13 protein-coding genes, 1 tRNA gene, 2 pseudogenes and 1 riboswitch are annotated in these 17,108 nt (G+C 72.3%); of the genes and pseudogenes, 10 read left to right on the top strand and 6 right to left on the bottom strand.

What is annotated here, in order from left to right; translation table 11 throughout:
* Nucleotides 1–96 (top strand): annotated as a pseudogene (locus ABT288_RS00005) (proton-conducting transporter transmembrane domain-containing protein); the annotation flags it as partial.
* Here the strand turns inward: ABT288_RS00005 and ABT288_RS00010 are convergent.
* Nucleotides 92–739, bottom strand: a pseudogene (locus ABT288_RS00010) (asparagine synthase-related protein); the annotation flags it as partial. The pseudogenes ABT288_RS00005 and ABT288_RS00010 sit on opposite strands and share 5 nt — an antisense overlap.
* 668 nt (nt 740–1,407) lie before the next feature.
* Here ABT288_RS00010 and ABT288_RS00015 point away from each other — a divergent pair.
* The 4 genes from ABT288_RS00015 (at nt 1,408) to ABT288_RS00030 (ending at nt 6,375) form a co-directional block, all read left to right on the top strand.
* Nucleotides 1,408–2,832, top strand: a complete 1,425-nt coding sequence (locus ABT288_RS00015) for an NsdA family TPR-like regulatory protein (RefSeq protein ID WP_208900045.1) — start codon at nt 1,408–1,410, stop codon at nt 2,830–2,832.
* A gap of 61 nt (nt 2,833–2,893) precedes the next feature.
* A complete protein-coding gene (gene lhgD, locus ABT288_RS00020) occupies nt 2,894–4,111 on the top strand; it encodes an L-2-hydroxyglutarate dehydrogenase (protein ID WP_351600609.1) in 1,218 nt (405 codons plus the stop codon).
* A gap of 71 nt (nt 4,112–4,182) precedes the next feature.
* The gene (gene trmB, locus ABT288_RS00025) at nt 4,183–5,007 is read left to right on the top strand and encodes a tRNA (guanosine(46)-N7)-methyltransferase TrmB (RefSeq protein ID WP_351600612.1); all 825 of its coding nucleotides are present in this window, start codon (nt 4,183–4,185) and stop codon (nt 5,005–5,007) included.
* Between the two features lie 42 nt (nt 5,008–5,049).
* A complete protein-coding gene (locus tag ABT288_RS00030; protein ID WP_351600615.1) occupies nt 5,050–6,375 on the top strand; it encodes a PrsW family intramembrane metalloprotease in 1,326 nt (441 codons plus the stop codon).
* Between the two features lie 90 nt (nt 6,376–6,465).
* Here the strand turns inward: ABT288_RS00030 and ABT288_RS00035 are convergent, their stop codons facing one another.
* Nucleotides 6,466–7,410, bottom strand: coding sequence for an aldo/keto reductase (locus tag ABT288_RS00035; RefSeq protein WP_351600618.1), 945 nt, complete (start codon nt 7,408–7,410; stop codon nt 6,466–6,468).
* 70 nt (nt 7,411–7,480) lie between these two features.
* The gene (locus tag ABT288_RS00040) at nt 7,481–8,506 is read right to left on the bottom strand and encodes a M23 family metallopeptidase (RefSeq protein WP_351600620.1); all 1,026 of its coding nucleotides are present in this window, start codon (nt 8,504–8,506) and stop codon (nt 7,481–7,483) included.
* Nucleotides 8,507–8,515: 9 nt separating this feature from the next.
* Nucleotides 8,516–8,660, bottom strand: a riboswitch (cyclic di-AMP (ydaO/yuaA leader).
* 285 nt (nt 8,661–8,945) lie between these two features.
* Between ABT288_RS00040 and ABT288_RS00045 the strand changes: the two genes are divergently transcribed.
* Nucleotides 8,946–9,019 (top strand) — tRNA-Met (locus tag ABT288_RS00045).
* 79 nt (nt 9,020–9,098) lie between these two features.
* On the opposite strand, the gene ABT288_RS00050 is transcribed toward ABT288_RS00045, so the two are convergent.
* The gene (locus tag ABT288_RS00050) at nt 9,099–10,232 is read right to left on the bottom strand and encodes a dihydrofolate reductase family protein (protein WP_351600623.1); all 1,134 of its coding nucleotides are present in this window, start codon (nt 10,230–10,232) and stop codon (nt 9,099–9,101) included.
* Between the two features lie 62 nt (nt 10,233–10,294).
* Between ABT288_RS00050 and ABT288_RS00055 the strand changes: the two genes are divergently transcribed.
* Together ABT288_RS00055 and ABT288_RS00060 are read left to right on the top strand one after the other, a co-directional pair.
* Complete coding sequence (locus ABT288_RS00055; RefSeq protein ID WP_351600625.1) at nt 10,295–10,804, top strand: MarR family winged helix-turn-helix transcriptional regulator; 510 nt, start codon at nt 10,295–10,297, stop codon at nt 10,802–10,804.
* Nucleotides 10,805–10,919: 115 nt separating this feature from the next.
* Complete coding sequence (locus ABT288_RS00060; RefSeq protein ID WP_351600627.1) at nt 10,920–11,552, top strand: GTP cyclohydrolase II; 633 nt, start codon at nt 10,920–10,922, stop codon at nt 11,550–11,552.
* A 38-nt stretch (nt 11,553–11,590) separates the two neighbouring features.
* On the opposite strand, the gene ABT288_RS00065 is transcribed toward ABT288_RS00060, so the two are convergent.
* Nucleotides 11,591–12,235 (bottom strand): response regulator transcription factor, encoded by a 645-nt coding sequence (locus tag ABT288_RS00065; RefSeq protein ID WP_351600630.1) that lies wholly within the window; start codon nt 12,233–12,235, stop codon nt 11,591–11,593.
* Complete coding sequence (locus tag ABT288_RS00070) at nt 12,199–13,824, bottom strand: sensor histidine kinase (protein WP_351600633.1); 1,626 nt, start codon at nt 13,822–13,824, stop codon at nt 12,199–12,201. Before ABT288_RS00070 ends, ABT288_RS00065 begins: the two co-directional genes overlap by 37 nt.
* 220 nt (nt 13,825–14,044) lie before the next feature.
* Between ABT288_RS00070 and ABT288_RS00075 the strand changes: the two genes are divergently transcribed.
* Both ABT288_RS00075 and ABT288_RS00080 read left to right on the top strand, forming a co-directional pair.
* A complete protein-coding gene (locus ABT288_RS00075) occupies nt 14,045–14,737 on the top strand; it encodes an ABC transporter ATP-binding protein (protein WP_351600636.1) in 693 nt (230 codons plus the stop codon).
* Nucleotides 14,734–17,103 carry an ABC transporter permease gene (locus tag ABT288_RS00080; RefSeq protein WP_351600639.1) on the top strand — a complete coding sequence of 790 codons (2,370 nt, stop codon included), beginning with the start codon at nt 14,734–14,736 and terminating at the stop codon, nt 17,101–17,103. Before ABT288_RS00075 ends, ABT288_RS00080 begins: the two co-directional genes overlap by 4 nt.
* Nucleotides 17,104–17,108 lie beyond the last annotated feature (5 nt).

Consider the following 17,108-nt stretch of genomic DNA (forward strand, 5'->3'; position numbering starts at 1 on the left):
TTCGCCGTCCTCGACCTGCTGCTGTTCTTCCTCGCGTTCGAGATGGTGCTCATCCCGATGTACTTCCTCATCGCCCGCTGGGGCGGTGAGGGGCGCGGTCGGGGTCGGCCGGGGACGCGGCCACGGCGAGCGAGGCGACCGGCTCGTACCCGGCGATCTCGCGCATCCCGGCGCGCAGTACGAGCGCGTGCCCCGGCGGAACGCGCCGTACGCCCTCGTACGGTGTGGTGTCGCGCAGCGCGGCCGGTACGTCCGGGGCGGCGAGCAGGGCGGCCAGGTGGCCGAAGTCGAGGTTGGCCTCGATGAGGTCGGCGAGGGGCAGCGCGGCGGTGGCGTAGGCAGTGCCGCCGGCCCAGGGGGTGTGGAACACCGGGCGGGCGCCCGCGAGATCGCCGCAGACGGTGATGCGGCGGCCGACCTTGACGACGGCCGTGTAGCTGCCCGGCCAGGCCGTCAGATGGCGCAGTGCGCCCCCGCGCGCGGTGAACAGGCCGCGCCGCAGCTCCTCGTCGGAGGCGCCGCAGATGCCGAGGACGGCGATGCGGTTGTCCGCGTCGGCCTTCACCACGCGCAGCTCGTCCGGGCGCCAGTCGCCGACGGCCCAGAGCGGATCCGGGTCGCCCCACAGGAGTTGGGAGCCGACCGGGTGCAGCGTCTCGCCGTCGTAACCGGTGGCGCCCGCGGAACCGATCCCGGCGGCGCCCGCGGCGGTGCTGCTCCAACCCACCAACCACCGCATCGACGCCTCCACAGGCTGTGGACAACAGTGCACCGTACGAACCGGATCCCCATGCTGCCATGAGAGGCGCGTTGTGGAAGTGCGGCGGCACCGGCTTCGATCGAGGGAAATGCCCAGCGGGCAGGGGACGGGGGCGACTCGAATGCGCCCCCTGAACGCTCCCCCAAAACGCCCTTCACGCCCTCAAGTTGCATGGTCGGAGCACATGTCGACCACGACAGGCGGGGACTATTTTCAGCCAAATATGCTGAACGGAGCCGGACTTGAGCACGCTCCGTACAGGCCTGCGGAGCGCGTGGCGGCGCGAACACGCGCACAGTCCGGGAGGCGGGCATCGCCTCCCGGACCGGTCCGCCACCCGCGGGGATGAAGGTGGCGGTGTCCCCCAGCCCACTGGATCCAGTACAGCGGGCCGACCCACGCAAGAGCCATGGAACCGCTCCCGAGATGGCCGGAGAAGAGCGCACGGACGGGCGCACGGCCACACGCACGGGGGCACGAGGCGGCAGGCCGTGCACGGTGCGTACAGGACCGCGCTTCCGTACGGACCACAATCCCGCCAACCGGAACAATGCCCCTTAACGCTTGGGATGCGGCGAACTACGCTGGGTTTACGAATGCCGCATGGTTATGCCAGCGCGGCAGCCGTCTGTGTCGAGGGGTGGCGCATGTCCAGGGAGCAACGCGGGCCGAACGAAAAGCTCGGCGCCGTTCTCGCCCTCGCGGGAATCAGCAACGCAGGACTCGCCAGGCGCGTCAACGACCTTGGGGCGCAACGCGGGTTGACTCTTCGCTACGACAAGACCTCGGTGGCGCGCTGGGTGTCGAAGGGGATGGTGCCGCAGGGTGCGGCGCCGCACCTCATCGCGGCCGCCATCGGCCAGAAGCTCGGCCGCCCGGTGCCGCTCCACGAGATCGGCCTGGCGGACGCGGATCCCGCGCCCGAAGTGGGCCTCGCCTTCCCCAGAGACGTCGGACAGGCGGTGAAGTCGGCGACGGAGCTGTACCGTCTCGACCTCGCCGGGCGCCGGGCCGGCTCCGGCGGCATCTGGCAGTCGCTCGCCGGATCGTTCGCAGTGAGCGCATACGCAACGCCTGCCTCGCGCTGGCTGATAACCCCCGCCGACAGCTCGGTCGCGCGGGAGGCGGGCTCCGCCGAGGGCTCCGGCGCACCGATCAAAGTCGGCCACAGCGATGTGCGCAAGCTGCGGGAGGCCGCCGAGGACGCCCGGCGCTGGGACTCCAAGTACGGGGGCGGGGACTGGCGTTCGTCGATGGTGCCGGAGTGCCTGCGGGTGGAGGCGGCGCCGCTGCTGCTCGGCTCCTACTCCGACGAAGTGGGCCGCGCGCTCTTCGGGGCGTCCGCCGAACTCACCCGGCTCGCCGGGTGGATGGCCTTCGACACCGGTCAGCAGGAGGCGGCACAGCGGTACTACATCCAGGCGCTGCGGCTCGCGCGCGCGGCGGCGGACGTCCCGCTGGGGGGCTATGTCCTGGCCTCCATGTCCTTGCAGGCGACGTATCGCGGCTTCGGCGACGAGGGGGTCGATCTGGCGCAGGCCGCGCTGGAGCGGAACCGCGGGCTGGCGACCGCGCGCACGATGAGTTTCTTCCGGCTGGTGGAGGCCCGGGCACACGCGCGTGCCGGGGACGCGCAGGCGGCGGGTGCTGCGCTGAAGGCGGCCGAGGGATGGCTGGAGCGGTCCCGGGAGGGGGACAACGATCCTTCTTGGCTTGGTTTCTATGGATATGATCGTTTTGCCGCGGATGCGGCCGAATGCTACCGGGACCTGAAGGCCCCCCGGCAGGTGCGGAGGTTCACGGAACAGGCCTTGTCCAAGCCGACCGAGGAGTTCGTACGGTCGCACGGCCTGCGGCTGGTCGTCTCGGCCGTCGCCGAGCTGGAGTCCGGGAACCTCGACGCCGCCTGCGAGCAGGGCGTGCGGGCCGTGGAGGTGGCCGGTCGGATCTCGTCCGCGCGCACGACCGAGTACGTGAAGGACCTTCTGCACCGGCTGGAGCCGTACGGGGACGAGCCGAGGGTGGTGGAGCTGCGGGAGCGGGCGCGCCCGCTGTTGATGGCTCCGGCCTGAGAACCGTCACACCCGCGTTTGAAGGCGTTGTCAGTGGCGCAGTGCACTATCGAGGTGGGAGGTGGTGCAGGTGCCGGTCGGGGCCTACGACTGTGATGTGCTCGTGGTCGGTGGGGGGATCGTCGGGCTGTCCACGGCGTATGCGATCACGCGGGCCGCACCGGGCACGGCGGTCACCGTGCTGGAGAAGGAGCCGGGACCGGCCCGGCACCAGACGGGGCGCAACAGCGGGGTCATCCACAGCGGGATCTACTACCGGCCGGGCTCCCTCAAGGCGCGGTACGCGGTGCGGGGCGCCGCCGAGATGGTCAAGTTCTGCGCCGAGTACGGCATCGCGCACGCCGTCACCGGCAAGCTGATCGTCGCCACCGAGCGGGAGGAGCTGCCCCGGCTGCACGCGCTCGTGCAAAGAGGCCGGGAGAACGGGATTCCGGTCAGGGAGCTGGGCGCCGCGCAGATCGGTGAGTACGAGCCCGAGGTGAGAGGGCTGGCCGCCATACACGTCGGGACCACCGGCGTGTGCGACTTCGTCGGCGTCGCCCGGCAGCTGGCGCGGGCCTCCGGGGCCGAGATCCGCTACGGCGCCCGGGTCGTACGGATCGACCGGCGGCCGGAGCGGGGCGTGGCCGTGCTCACCTCGGGCGGAGACGTCGTACGCGCGCGCGTCCTGGTGAACTGCGCCGGGCTGTACTGCGACGAGATCGCGCGGCTGACCGGGGACGAGCCCCCGGTGCGGATCGTGCCGTTCCGCGGGGAGTACTACGAGCTGGCGCGGCCGGAGCTGGTGCGCGGCCTGGTGTATCCGGTGCCGGACCCCGCCTTCCCGTTCCTCGGGGTCCATCTGACCCGGGGCATCGACGGCGGCGTGCACATCGGCCCCAACGCGGTGCCGGCCCTGGCCCGGGAGGGGTACGGCTGGGGGGTCCTACGGCCCCGGGAGCTGGCCGGGACCGTGGCATGGCCGGGGTCGTGGGCGATCGCCCGGCGGCACTGGAGATACGGCGCGGGGGAGCTGCACCGCTCGCTGTCGAAGGGGGCGTTCCTGGAGGCGGTGCGCAGACTGCTGCCCGGGGCGGAGGCGGACGACCTGGTGCGGGCCCCTGCCGGGGTGCGGGCGCAGGCGGTGTTGCGCGACGGGACGCTGGTGGACGACTTCCTCATCCGAGAAGGGAGCCGGGCGGTGCATGTTCTCAACGCGCCGTCCCCCGCAGCGACCGCCTCTCTGCCGATCGGTCGGGAGGTCGGGCGGCGGGTGCTGTCCATGCTCGGGGCGCTGTAGTGGCCGTACCAGGGGGCTCGCCCCCGGCCCCCGTCCGCCCCCTGGTGGAGCGCCGTAAAATCGGAAGCACTGTGTCTGACTTCCTCAACGCCCCCGAAGCCCCCTCGCCGGCCCCCCACCCCCCCGGCGCGTCCATCCGGCATACCCGGGCCAAGGGGGAGCCGCGGTTTCCGGACGGTCCCAGGGCGGACCCCGCCGGGTCGCACTTCGAGCGGCGGATCCGGAGTTTCCAGCCGCGGCGCAGCCGGGTGACCTCCGGGCAGGCGGACGCGCTGCAGCGGCTGTGGCCCACGTGGGGGCTGGACATCGACGGACAGCGGGTCATCGACCTCCCCGAGCTGTTCGGGAACGACGGGCCCGTCGTCCTGGAGATCGGCTTCGGGATGGGCGAGGCCACCGCGCGGATGGCGGCGGCCGACCCGGACACCAACATCCTCGCCGTCGACGTGCACACCCCAGGTCAGGGCAATCTGCTGGCTCTCGCCGACCGCAACGGGCTGTCCAACGTCCGTGTGGGCAACGGGGACGCGATCATCCTGCTCCGGGAGATGCTCGCCCCCGACGCGCTCGACGGGCTGCGCGTGTACTTCCCGGACCCCTGGCCCAAGAAGCGGCACCACAAGCGGCGGCTCATCCAGCCCGAGTTCCTGACCCTCGCCGCGACCCGGCTGAAGCCCGGCGCGCTCGTGCACTGCGCGACCGACTGGGAGCCGTACGCCGAGCAGATGCTCGAGGTGCTCACCGCGCACCCCGACTTCGAGAACACGCAGGCGCGCGGCGGTTTCGCAGCACGCCCCGAGTTCCGGCCGCTGACCCGTTTCGAGGGGCAGGGACTGGACAAGGGACACGTGGTGAACGATCTGCTCTTTCGTCGCGTACCCCACCAGGACCGATAATCCGCTCCAGCCCCTCGTCCCGTCACCGTTAGGGTCGATGCCGTGGCCACCAGTCCTCCGTTTCCGACGTATCCGCCGGGTCCCCACGGCCCCGTGCCGTTCCGCCATCCGCACTGGTGGCAGCGCAGGTGGGTGCGGTACGGGGCACTGATCACACTGCTCGCGCTGTCCGGGCTCGTCATCCTGGCGCTGGTGCGCAGACAGACCGGTACCGAGGGGTTTCTCGTCGGGCTCGGTCTCGCCGTGCTGCCCGTGCCGTGGCTCATAGCGGCATTCCGGTGGCTGGACCGGGTCGAGCCCGGCCCCTGGCGGAACCTGCTCTTCGCGTTCGCCTGGGGGGCCTGCGCGGCGGCGCTGATAGCCATCGTCGCCAACAGCTTCGCGACGAAATGGATAGCCACCGCCACGGCCGATCCGGCCAGTGCGAACACCCTGGGCGCCACCGTGATCGCGCCCATCGTGGAGGAGTCCGCCAAGGCCGCGGCCGTGCTGCTGGTCTTTCTCTTCCGCAGACGTCACTTCACCGGGATCGTCGACGGGGTGGTGATAGCGGGCATCACCGCCACCGGGTTCGCGTTCACCGAGAACATCCTCTACCTGGGTACGGCCTTCGGGGCCGACCAGCTCAGCGGCGGCCGCGGCATCCCCTCCGTCACCGCCGCCACCTTCTTCGTGCGCATCGTGATGTCCCCGTTCGCGCACCCCCTGTTCACCACCATGACCGGCCTCGGCTTCGGCATCGCCGCGCTCTCCGCCGAGCGGCAGCGCGCCCGGCGGGCGCTGCTGCCGGTCTGCGGTCTGCTGCTCGCGATGAGCATGCACGCCTTCTGGAACGGCTCCTCCACCTTCGGCGAGTTCGGCTTCTTCGCCGTCTACGGCGGATTCATGGTGCCCGTGTTCGGGCTGCTGACCTGGCTCGCGATCTGGACGCGGCAGCGGGAACTGCGCACCGTGCGCGAGGAGTTGCCGGCGTATGTGCTGGCCGGGTGGCTGGGGCCGGCCGAGCCGTTCGCGCTCGGGTCGATGCGGGCCCGGCGGACGGCCCGTGACTACGCCCGGCACCACGGCGGCAAGCCGGTGGCGCGGGAGGTGGCGCGCTACGAGACGGACGCCACCTCGCTCGCGTTCCTGCGGCGCCGGGGGCGTCAGGGGAAGGCCGGGGCCGACTTCGTCGTACGGGAGCGGGAGCTGCTGGACGAGCTGTGGAAGCGGAGGAACGCGGCACGGCCGGCGCTGGAGTATGCGGCGCGGATGGCTCCACCGGTTCGGCCGATGTACGCGGCGCCGGTGCCGATGCCCACGGCGTATCGGCCGGGGTACGGCAGTCCGGCGGCGCCCTACTCTGCTTACAACCCGTATCAGTCGTGACCGATCGGGTGGCGGAGGGTATGGCACCGCCGGAATCCGCCGTCGTGGCCGAGCGCCGTTGCGGCGGAGGAATCAAGCCGGCGGGAGGGCTCAGGCAGACGCTGCCGTCAGCCGCGCCAGCTCCTCCTCCGTCAGCTTCAGGTCCGCCACGGCCAGGAGGGCCGGGAGCTGGGCCGGCGTGCGGGCCGAGGCGATCGGGGCCGTGATCGTCGGCTGGGCCGCCAGCCAGGCGAGGGCGACCGTGGCGACGGGGGCGTCGTGGGCGCCGGCGATCTCGTCCAGGGCCGCGAGGACCTTCTGGCCGCGCTCGGTCTCCGCGTACTCCTGGGCCCGGCCCGCGCGGGCGCTGTCGACCTTGGTGCCGGGGCGGTACTTGCCGGTCAGGAAGCCTGCGGCGAGGGAGAAGTACGGCACGGCGGACAGGCCCTCCTTGGCGGCCAGGTCCTGCAGCGGGCCCTCGTAGGTGTCGCGGGAGACGAGGTTGTAGTGGGGCTGGAGGGCGACGTAGCGGGCCAGACCCTCGCGGTCGGAGACCTCGAGCGAGGCCTTGAGGCGCTCGGGGCTGATGTTGGAGGCGGCGATGTGGCGGACCTTGCCCGCCTTCACCAGCTCGTCCAGCGCGCCGATGATCTCCTCGACCGGGATCTCGGGCTTGTCGAAGTGGGTGTAGTAGAGGTCGATGTAGTCGGTGTCCAGGCGGCGCAGGGAGGCGTCGGCGGCGGCCTTGATGTTGGCGGCGGACAGGCCCTGGAACTCGGGGTGCTGGCTGACCTTGGTGGCGATGACGACGCGGTCGCGGTTGCCGCGGGCCTTGACCCACTTGCCGATGATCGTCTCGGACTCGCCGCCCCGGTGGCCCTCGATCCACGCCGTGTAGGAGTCGGCGGTGTCGATGAAGTTGCCGCCGACCGCCGTGTAGGCGTCGAGGACGGCGAAGGAGGTGTCCTCGTCGGCGGTCCAGCCGAAGACGTTGCCGCCGAGGCAGAGCGGGAAGACCTGGAGGTCGGAGGAGCCGAGTGTGCGCAGAGAGGTCATGCTCTGTGCCAACGCCGGCGGTGGATGACCGCATTCCACCACCGGCGTCAGGATCGCCCGAACGGAGGCGTCAGGGGGTGAGGCCCTTGTCCCGCAGCCACGGCGCCGGGTCGATGGCGGTCGCCTGGCCGTTCGGGTGGACCTCCAGGTGCAGGTGCGGGCCGGTGACGTTGCCGGTGGCGCCGACGCGGCCGATGACCTGGCCGGTGGAGACCTTCTGCCCGACGGAGACGTTGATCGAGGACTGGTGGCAGAACCACAGCTCGGTGCCGTCGTCCAGGGTGATGACGGTGCGGTAGCCGTAGGCGCCCGCCCAGCCGGCCTGGGTGACCGTGCCGCTGTGGACGGCCTTGATGAGGGTGCCGGTGGGGGCGGCGAAGTCGAGGCCGGTGTGGTAGCCGGAGGACCACATCGCGCCGGGCTGCCCGAAGGTTCCGGTGATCGTGTACGAGACGACCGGCAGCGTGTACTCCTTGGCCAGCTCGGCCAGCCGCTTGGCCTCGGCGGCCTGCTTGGCGTCGGCCTCCGCCTTCGCCTTGGCGTCGGCGGCCTCGGCGGCGGCGGCCTGCTCCGCCTTGGCGGCCGCGGCGGCGGTCTGCTTGTCGGCCGCGGCGATCGCGGCGACGGTGGCCTTGCTGTCGGCCTTGTTCTGCTGCTGCTCGGCCTGGGCCATGATCCGGTTGCGCAGGGCCTCGCCGGCGTTGCCGCCGCCGGCGCTGTCGGTGGTCACACCGACCTTGCTGAGGCCGGTGGCGGTGGCCTGGGGCGTGTCGGAGGAGCCGCCGAAGATGTGCTCGACGGAGTTCAGGTCCGGCAGGGATATGGAGACCGGCGGCTTGCCGGTGTTGGCGCTGGCCATGCCGCCCGCGCCGACCGCGGCCATCACGCCGACGCCGAGGACGGTGGAGCTGCGCGCGAAGCCGCCGCGCTGCTTGGCGACGCGGTGCCGGCCACGGACCGGGGAGACGGAGTCCTCGGTGGGGTTCCACTCCTCCCAGGGCCCCTCCTCGGCGCGGTAGGCGCCGTAGCCGAAGGTCTCCGGCTGGGCTTGCGGGGGCACGAACGGGGCTTCTGGGGCGGGCCGGTTGGACGCCACTCGGGCGTACTCCTTTCCTTCCTCCGCCTACCGGGTTAGCTGACGGGTTCGGAGCAGGAAGGTCTCCTACGCGCGTATACCGGCCGGTATCCGCGCGATTCACCCCAAGGTGGTGGTTCCCCGGCTCCCTTGCGGGATTAGGCGCGTGCGCACGGAGCCGCCTCTTGTGGCGGCTGGGACGACCGCGCTGCGTTATCGAACGTTAATAGACCTGCGAGTCACTTTCCAAGCCGTTCGGCTTGATCATTAACCTTTTCCGAGCGGGACTTACCGGCCAGGAGTGCGGCAAATGGGGCGAGTTGGCCGCCGCTCAGGAGTCTCGGCGTTTTTGATGGTGACTCAGATGTTATGCGGAGGGCGTCCGTCCGGTCACTGTGGGTGAAGACGATCAGGTGGCGCCGGGCGGCACACCGGGTGGTGTACAGTAGAGACACAACGACGCGGGGTGGAGCAGCTCGGTAGCTCGCTGGGCTCATAACCCAGAGGTCGCAGGTTCAAATCCTGTCCCCGCTACTGAAGGCTCAGGGCCGGAATCCATGGGATTCCGGCCCTGAGTGCTTTCCGCCCCTGTACGGGACGGGCCGGGGCGGGCTCACCCCAGCAGATGCCCGTTCGGCGCCTTGGCGGGGCCCTCCAGCTCGGGCAGGACGACCACCTCCGCGCCCGCCTTCGCCAGGACGCCGCTCCCGTCGGCCGCGTCCACGAACGTGTCCGGCTCCCGCCAGGCCGTGACCACCCTGCGCACCCCCGCCCGAAGGATCAGCTCGGCACAGGGCGCGGGCCGCGAGGCCCGCCGGGCGCAGGGCTCCAGGCTGCTGTACACCGTGGCGCCGGCCAGCCGCGGATCCGCCGGGTCGAGCTTGGCGAGGGCGGCCTCCTCCGCATGGACCACTGGGTCGTCTCCCTCGCGCGAGTGACCCCGCGCGAGCTCCGTACCGTCGGCCGCGACCACCACCGCCCCCACACTGAACGCGGTCCGCGAGGGCGGACACAGCGCGGCCAGCTCGCAGGCGGTGCGCAGCCAGTGACGGTCGGCGGCGGTGGCGACGGCACCCGTGCCGGGGGCCGTGGGCTCGTAGCGCATGAGAACAACGTCCTCGATCCGGCGGGTCTCGGTCAGGCGCAGCCGGCCGGCCTGGTAGCCGCCGGGGCCGAACAGGCGGGGCGCGGCCGGGTCGCCGACGAACAGCGGCGCGAGGACCAGCTGGAGCTCGTCGGCGAGCCCCAGCTGGAGCAGCTGGGTGTGGACCGTGCCGCCGCCCTCGACCATCAGCCGTCCGACCCCGCGCACGTCGTGCAGGTGGGACAGCAGGGCCCGCCAGTCGAGGCCGGGGCCGAGCGGGACGACGTCGGCGGTGCCGCCGACGCGGCGGACGGCCCGCTCGGCGCCCTCGTCGGTCGTGTAGACGAGTTTGTCGCCGCCGGTGTGCCAGAAGTTGGCATCGGGGTCGAGGTCGCCGGTGGCGGTGACGGTCACCTTCAGCGGGTACTCCGGCCGGCCCGCCCGCACCCGCGCCGCGCGGCGCTCGGCGGAGTTGACCAGCAGTCGCGGGTTGTCGGCGCGGATCGTGCCGGCGCCGATCAGGATGGCGTCGACGGAGGCCCGTACCGCGTCGACCCGGTCGAAGTCGGCCGGGCTGGACAGCAGGAGCCGGTCGGGGCCGGTGTCGTCCAGGTAGCCGTCGAGAGAGACGGCGGCGGACAGCAGCACGTACGGGTACGACATCGGCGCGGTCTCCCTGCGAGGCGAGTCTTGGTTCAAGTTTGAAACAAACTTACACTGGCGGCATGACGACCCGCTGGCTCAGCCCCGAGGAGCAGCGCGCCTGGCGCGCGTACATGGCCGCGACGCACCTTCTGGAGGACGCGATCGACCGACAGCTCCAGCAGGACGCCGGCATGCCGCACCTGTTCTACTCCGTGCTGGCCAACCTGTCCGAGGCGCCCGACCGGCGGCTGCGGATGACCGACCTCGCCGAGTCGCTGAAGATCACGCGCAGCAGGCTGACGTACGCGGTGACCCGCCTTGAGCGGGACGGGCTGGTACGGCGGGAGGACTGCCGATGGGACAAGCGCAGCAGCATCGCCGTACTGACGGACGAGGGGATGGCCGCACTGGAGCGCACGGCGCCCGGGCATGTCGAGACCGTGCGCGCCACCCTGTTCGACCGGCTCACTCCGGAGCAGGTGCGGCAGCTGGAGGAGATCTGCACGGGGATCGCGCGCGGGCTGCAGGGCGGCGACGCCGAGTCCGGGACGGAGGACGTGCCCTGGCGGCGCCGTTCGTCCTGTTCGTGATTCCCGCCGTTCGTGATTCCTGATTGCTTTAAGTTTGAAACATGGGGTAGGGTCCGTGCGAAGCGCTGCTTCAAATCTGAAGCACCTGCACCTGTCCGCACCCGGAGGGACCCGCATGCCCGACATCCCCGCCGCCACGCCGCGCGCCCGCGTCCGGGTACCGCTGCGCTTCCACGACGGCTACGGCGTCGACGCCGAACTCGTCACCTTCCACGGCCTGGCCGACGGCCAGGAGCATGTCGCCGTCGTCCTCGGCGACCCCGCCCCCGGCACCGTCCCACTGGTGCGCCTGCACTCCGAGTGCCTGACCGGCGACGTCTTCGGTTCGGCCCGCTGCGACTGCGGACCCCAGCTGCGCGAGGCGGTCGAGCGCATCGCCGACCGCGGCGGAGTCCTGCTCTACCTCCGCCAGGAGGGCCGCGGCATCGGCCTCTACAACAAGCTCGACGCCTACGCCCTCCAGGACCAGGGCCTCGACACCTACGAGGCGAACGCCGCGCTCGGCCTGCCGGAGGACGCCCGCGACTACACGGCCGCCGCGCAGATGCTCGCCGCCCTCGGCATCGGGGAGCTGGACCTGCTGTCCAACAACCCCGACAAGGCCGAGCAGTTGCGGGAACTGGACGTGGTCGTACGGGACCGGGTGCCGACCGGTGTCTTCACCACCGCCCACAACGTCCGCTACCTGCGCGCGAAGGTCCTCCAGACCCGGCACACGCTGCCGCTCGCGGAACTGAGCGTGAGCTGAGCCCGGCGGGTCGGCCGGACCACGACCGATCACCGCACTCAGCGGTTGAGGTACGCCAGCACGGCGAGGACGCGCCGGTTGTCGTCGTCGGAGGGCTGCAGGCCGAGCCGCGTGAAGATCGAGGCCGTGTGCTTGGACACCGATCGCTCGGTGATCACCAGGTGCTGGGCGATGGCAGCGTTGGAACGCCCCTCCGCCATCAGCGCGAGCACCTCCCGCTCGCGCGGGCTCAGTGCGGCCACGGCGCCGTCCGCGGAGTTGTGGGCCAGCAGACGGGCGATCACCTCGGGATCCATCGCGGTGCCGCCCGCCGCCACGCGTCGCACCGCGTCGATGAACTGGGCGCCGTCCATCACCCGGTCCTTCAGCAGGTACCCCGTGCCGCCCTGTCCGGCGGCCAGCAACTCGCGGGCGTAGAGCTGCTCGACGTACTGGGAGAGGACCAGGACCGGAAGCCCGGGGGTGAGCCGCCGGGCCTCCAGTGCGGCGCGCAGGCCCTCGTCGGTGAAGGTCGGTGGCAGTCGTACGTCCACGATCGCCGCCTGGGGGCTCTCCGCCGCCACCGCGGCCAGCAGGTCGGGGCCGTTGTCCACGGCCGCCGCCACCTCGAATCCGTGTGCCTCCAGCAGGCGCGTCAGGCCGTCCCTCAGGAGGAAGAGGTCTTCGGCGATGACAACGCGCACGGGATCTCCATGTTCACGATGGTCGGACCGCCGGGCGGGCTGCTGACGGCGAGTACTCCGTCGAAGGCGGCGAGGCGGCGCTCGACACCGTGCAGCCCCGTGCCGGCCGCGGGATCGGCCCCACCCCGGCCGTCGTCGGTGACGGTGATCCGCAGCGTACCCGTGGCCGCACCGCCGTCATGGCCGATCTCGATCCATATCTGCCGGGCCTCCGCGTGCTTGGTCACATTGGCCAGCAGTTCGCTCACCGTGAAGTAGGCCGCCGACTCCACCGGAGCGGGCGCCCGGCCCGGCAGGTCCGAGGTGAAGTGCAGCCGGTACGGCAGGTCGAGGGCGAGTGCGTGCACCGCGTCGGCCAGGCCCCGGTCGGCCAGTACCGGCGGGTGGATGCCCCGGATCAGGTCACGCAGTTCCGCCAGCGCCCGCGCCGAGGACTCCTTGACCTCGGCCAGCATGCTCCGCGCCGCCTCGGGGTCGGTGGCCAGCAGGTGTTCCGCCGTGTCCAGGGCCATACCCATGGCCACCAGCCGGGCCTGCGCGCCGTCGTGCAGATCGCGCTCGATCCGGCGCATCTCGGCCGCCCCGGCGTCGAGGGTGTCGGACCGGGTCTGCGCCAGGTGGCCGACGCGCTGCGCCAGTTCCTCCTGCCGGCTGGGACCCAGCAGATGGCGGGCCGACCTGCCGTACGCCGCCATCAGCCGGGGCGCGGCCCACAGCACGAGCGGCAGCAACGTCACCAACGCCGTCGTCACCGTGAGGAGTACCAGGAACACATGCACGTTGGGGGGCTGCAGCGAGGCGGAACCGAGGAACGTGCCGAGCAGCTGCGCCGCGACGTAGACGGGGAGGGCGACCAGCGCGGCGAGGACACAGCCCACGCCCCCGGTGAAGGAGGTCCACAGCAGGTCCCGCCAGGTCGCCGGGTCGGTCAGGATCCACCGTGTCCACAGCCGGGTTCGCCCCCACAGCGATCGTCCGCCGGTGGCGGGCGCGGCACGGTACGGCACCGGGACGGGCACCCCGCTCCACGAACCCGCCATCCTCCGGTGCAGCCCGGCCACCCAGCGCATGCCCAGCAGGCTGCAGGGGAGCAGCGGCACGCTGAGCCACACGACGCCGTGGTCGCCGCCGGGCAGCGGCCCGTGACGGACCGCCAGGGCGGCCAGCGTCAGGACCGGCGGGACCAGCAGCGCCGCCCAGCCCTTCCCGAAGACGCCCTCGCCGGCCCGGCCCGCCTCACCACCGCGGACGAGCCGGCGCGCCCCCAGCACCGCGCAGGGAAGCAGAGCGAGGAGTGTCAGCAGCCAGAAGTGGTACCTGTCCTTGCCGGCGCCGCTCGTCATCGCGGAGGCCGGCGGTTGCCACGCCCGGATCACCAGGTCGACCACAAGCAGTCCGGGGACGGCCAGCAGGGCCGCGGCCCCGACCAGGCTGACGCCCCAGACCGCGCCCAGTCGGACCGTCGCCAGGACGCCCCTGCCGACCCGGGACGGCTCGGGTTCCGGTTCCCGCGCGCGCCCCGGCGTGGGCTGCCGAGCACGCTCCTGCCCCCGCGGCTCCCTGCCCGGGCTGATCGCACCACTGCTCACGTCCGTTCTCCTCCCCTGTCGCTCCGGACCAGTGTGCGAGCCGGCCGCATCGGCCGGCATCGGCCCTGGGCCCCGGAACAGGGATGTAGCCAGCTACACCCCCAGGACCCCGCTCAGCCCCGTGTCGGCGAACTCCCGTTTTTCCCTAGCTTCTTCGGCGGCTTCGAGGGACACCGCAGGAGCGGCGCCCCGGTCGTTGCCCCGACACGTGGGAGGACCCGTGACCGCGCCGATCATCGAGATCCGCGACGCGAGCAAGAAGTACGACGGCGGCCCCCCGGCGCTGGCCGGCCTGGACCTGGTGGTGAACGCCGGCGAGGCATTGGCGGTCCTCGGGCCGTCGGGCAGCGGCAAGTCCAGCCTGCTCAACCTGATCGCCGGGCTGGACCGGCCCTCCGAGGGCACCGTCACCGTAGACGGACTCCGCCTGGACGGGCTGGGCGAGACCGAGCTGGCGAAGTACCGCAGGGAGCGGATCGGGATGGTCTTCCAGTTCTTCAACCTGCTGGACGACCTGACCGTGGCGGACAACGTGCTGCTGCCGGCGCAGTTGGCGGGCCGACCGCGCGCCCTGGCCCGCCACCGGGCGGCCGACCTGCTGGAGCGCCTGGGAATCGCCCGGCACGCGCGCGCCTTCCCCGGCCGTCTCTCCGGCGGTGAGCGGCAACGGGTCGCGGTGGCAAGGGCGCTGATGAACAGTCCGCGTCTGCTGCTGGCCGACGAGCCGACCGGTGCGCTGGACAGCGCCTCCGCGGTGGAGGTCAGGGACCTGCTGGCCGAGCTGAATCGCGAGGGGCAGACGATCGTGCTGGTCACTCACGACACCGCGCTGGCGGCCTCCTGCGCGACCCGCACCGTCGAACTCGTTGACGGCCGGATCGCCCGCGACGTCATGCGGGCGGTGGCCGGATGAGCGCGCTGGGCAAGGTGGTCCGCGCCGGTGTCGGCCGACGCCGGATGCAGACCCTGGTGATGGTGCTGACCACGACGATGGCGGTGGCCGCGGCCGTGCTGGCGACCGGACTGCTGGTCGCCTCGCGGGCGCCGTTCGAGCATGCCTTCGCCAAGCAGCGCGGGGCGCAGCTGACCGCCTGGTTCGACCCGGCCGGGGCCCCTGCCGCGCAGGTGGCGGCGACCGCACACGTCTCCGGGGTGACCGCCGCGGCCGGTCCCTACCCGGTGCTGTCGCTGTCCCCGCGGGTCGGGGCCAACACGTCGCGGTTGCCGGTGGGCGGCGTCATGCCCGAGATGAGCGTGGTCGGCCGGGCGGACACCGCAGGAGCGGTCGACGACCTGGTGCTCACCGCGGGCCACTGGGCCACGGGCGGCGGACAGATCGTGCTCAGCGACCGGAACCCGCCGCTGGGCCTGGGCGACCGGCTGTCCCTCCCGGACCTGCCGGGCAGGCCGGTGCTGACCGTCGTAGGACTGGCCCGGTCGGTGACCGCGACCGCGGACGCCTGGGTCTCTCCGGCGCAGCTCACGTCCCTGACCGCCCGGGGCGGCAGGCCCGGCCTGCAGATGCTCTACCGCTTCCGCGGCGCCGCCACCGATGCCGACGTCACCGCCGACCGCAAGGCCGTCGAGGCCGCCGTACCACCGGGGTCGCTGACCGGGGCCTCCTCCTACCTCCAGACCGAACGGTCCGCGAACCGCACCGAAGCGACCTTCGTCCCCTTCGTGGTCGCCTTCGGGGTGCTCAGCCTGGTCATGTCGGTGCTGGTCATCGGCACGGTGGTCAGTGGCGCGGCCGGCTCGGCGACCAGGCGCATCGGCATCCTGAAATCCCTGGGCTTCGCCCCGGCGCACGTGGTCCGCGCCTACGTCGCCCAAGCGCTGATCCCCGCCTCGGCCGGCAGCGTTCTCGGCGTCGTGCTCGGCAACCTGATGGCGATCCCGGCCCTGCACGAGGCCCAACGCGCCTACAGCACGGGGTCGTCGGCCGTCGCACCGTGGATCGACCTCGCCGTGCCCGCCGTCGCGCTGGCCGTGGTCGTGGCGACGGCGCTGGTCCCCGCGCTGCGTGCCGGGCGGCTGCGTACGGTCGAGGCGCTCGCCGTGGGCCGGACCCCGCGGGCGGCCCGTGGCCGGGCGGTCCAGCGGTGGCTGGCCGGGCTGCCGCTGCCTCGCGCCCTGAGCCTGGGGCTGGCGAACCCCTTCGCCCGGCCCGCCCGTTCGGCGACGGTGGCGGCGGCCGTCGTCTTCGGCACGGTCGGGGTGACCTTCGGGACCGGCCTGGCGGTCTCGGTGAACGGCGTCCAGAACGGACTCGACCGCAGGGACGCGGGCGCGGTCACGGTCCAGGACATCGCACCACCGTCCGGCAAGGGGGCGCAGGACACGGTCGATCCGGCGCTGATCGCGACGAAGATCGCGGCGCAGCCGGGCACCCGGCGGTACTTCAGCACGGAACAGACCCAGGTCCGCGTGGCCGGTCTGACCGGTTCCGTCCACGTGACCGCTTATCGGGGCTACGGGGGCGACTACTCCTGGGGCGCCTACCAGTTGGTTTCCGGAACCTGGTGCCACGGCCCCGGCCAGGCGGTCGTCCCCTACGGCTTCCTGCGGGCCACCGGAACGCACGTCGGCGACACCGTCACCCTCACCGCGAACGACCGCCGCGCGGCGGTGCGGATCGTCGGCGAGGACATGGACGTCCGCGAGGGCGGCATGGTCATGCTGACCGACAGCTCCTCCCTGGCCGGCCTCCGCCTCAGGATCCCCTCCGAGACGGTGCAGTTCGACATCGACCTGAAGCCCGGCACCGACGCCACGGCCTACGCGGCCTCGCTGGGCAAGGCCCTGCAACCGCCGGGCATCCTGGTGCTCCCGTCCGGTGACAGGGTCAACCCGACGATCATCGCCATGGACGCGCTGGTGGCGATGTTCACCCTGATGCTGGTCGCGGTGGCCGGGCTCGGTGTCCTCAACACCGTGCTGCTGGACACCCGTGAACGCGTGCACGACCTCGGGGTGTTCAAAGCGCTCGGCATGTCGCCGAGGCAGACCGTCGCCATGGTGCTCACCTCGGTGGCCGGGACCGGGCTGGCGGCCGGTGCGGTCGGCGTGCCGCTCGGCGTGGCCCTGCACCGGTGGGTACTGCCCGTGATGGGCCGCGCAGCAGGCACGGCCCTCCCCAAGGCGGACACCGCGGTGTACTCACCGCCTGTGCTGGTCGCGCTGGTACTGGGCGGCCTGGTGATCGCCACGGCGGGAGCGCTGCTGCCCGCGGGGTGGGCGGCGAGGACGAGGACGGCGGAGGCCCTGAGAAGCGAGTAGCGAGG

It is taken from the genome of Streptomyces sp. NPDC001093 (genome assembly GCF_040298985.1).
Taxonomy (GTDB): domain Bacteria; phylum Actinomycetota; class Actinomycetes; order Streptomycetales; family Streptomycetaceae; genus Streptomyces.

Excerpts from the sequence above, each read along its gene's own strand:
- ABT288_RS00055 (WP_351600625.1), top strand. The coding sequence starts at position 10,295 with ATGACGACCCGCTGGCTCAGCCCCGAGGAGCAGCGCGCCTGGCGCGCG.
- ABT288_RS00050 (WP_351600623.1), bottom strand. The coding sequence starts at position 10,232 with ATGTCGTACCCGTACGTGCTGCTGTCCGCCGCCGTCTCTCTCGACGGC.
- ABT288_RS00035 (WP_351600618.1), bottom strand. The coding sequence starts at position 7,410 with ATGACCTCTCTGCGCACACTCGGCTCCTCCGACCTCCAGGTCTTCCCG.
- ABT288_RS00015 (WP_208900045.1), top strand. The coding sequence starts at position 1,408 with ATGTCCAGGGAGCAACGCGGGCCGAACGAAAAGCTCGGCGCCGTTCTC.
- ABT288_RS00080 (WP_351600639.1), top strand. The coding sequence starts at position 14,734 with ATGAGCGCGCTGGGCAAGGTGGTCCGCGCCGGTGTCGGCCGACGCCGG.
- ABT288_RS00060 (WP_351600627.1), top strand. The coding sequence starts at position 10,920 with ATGCCCGACATCCCCGCCGCCACGCCGCGCGCCCGCGTCCGGGTACCG.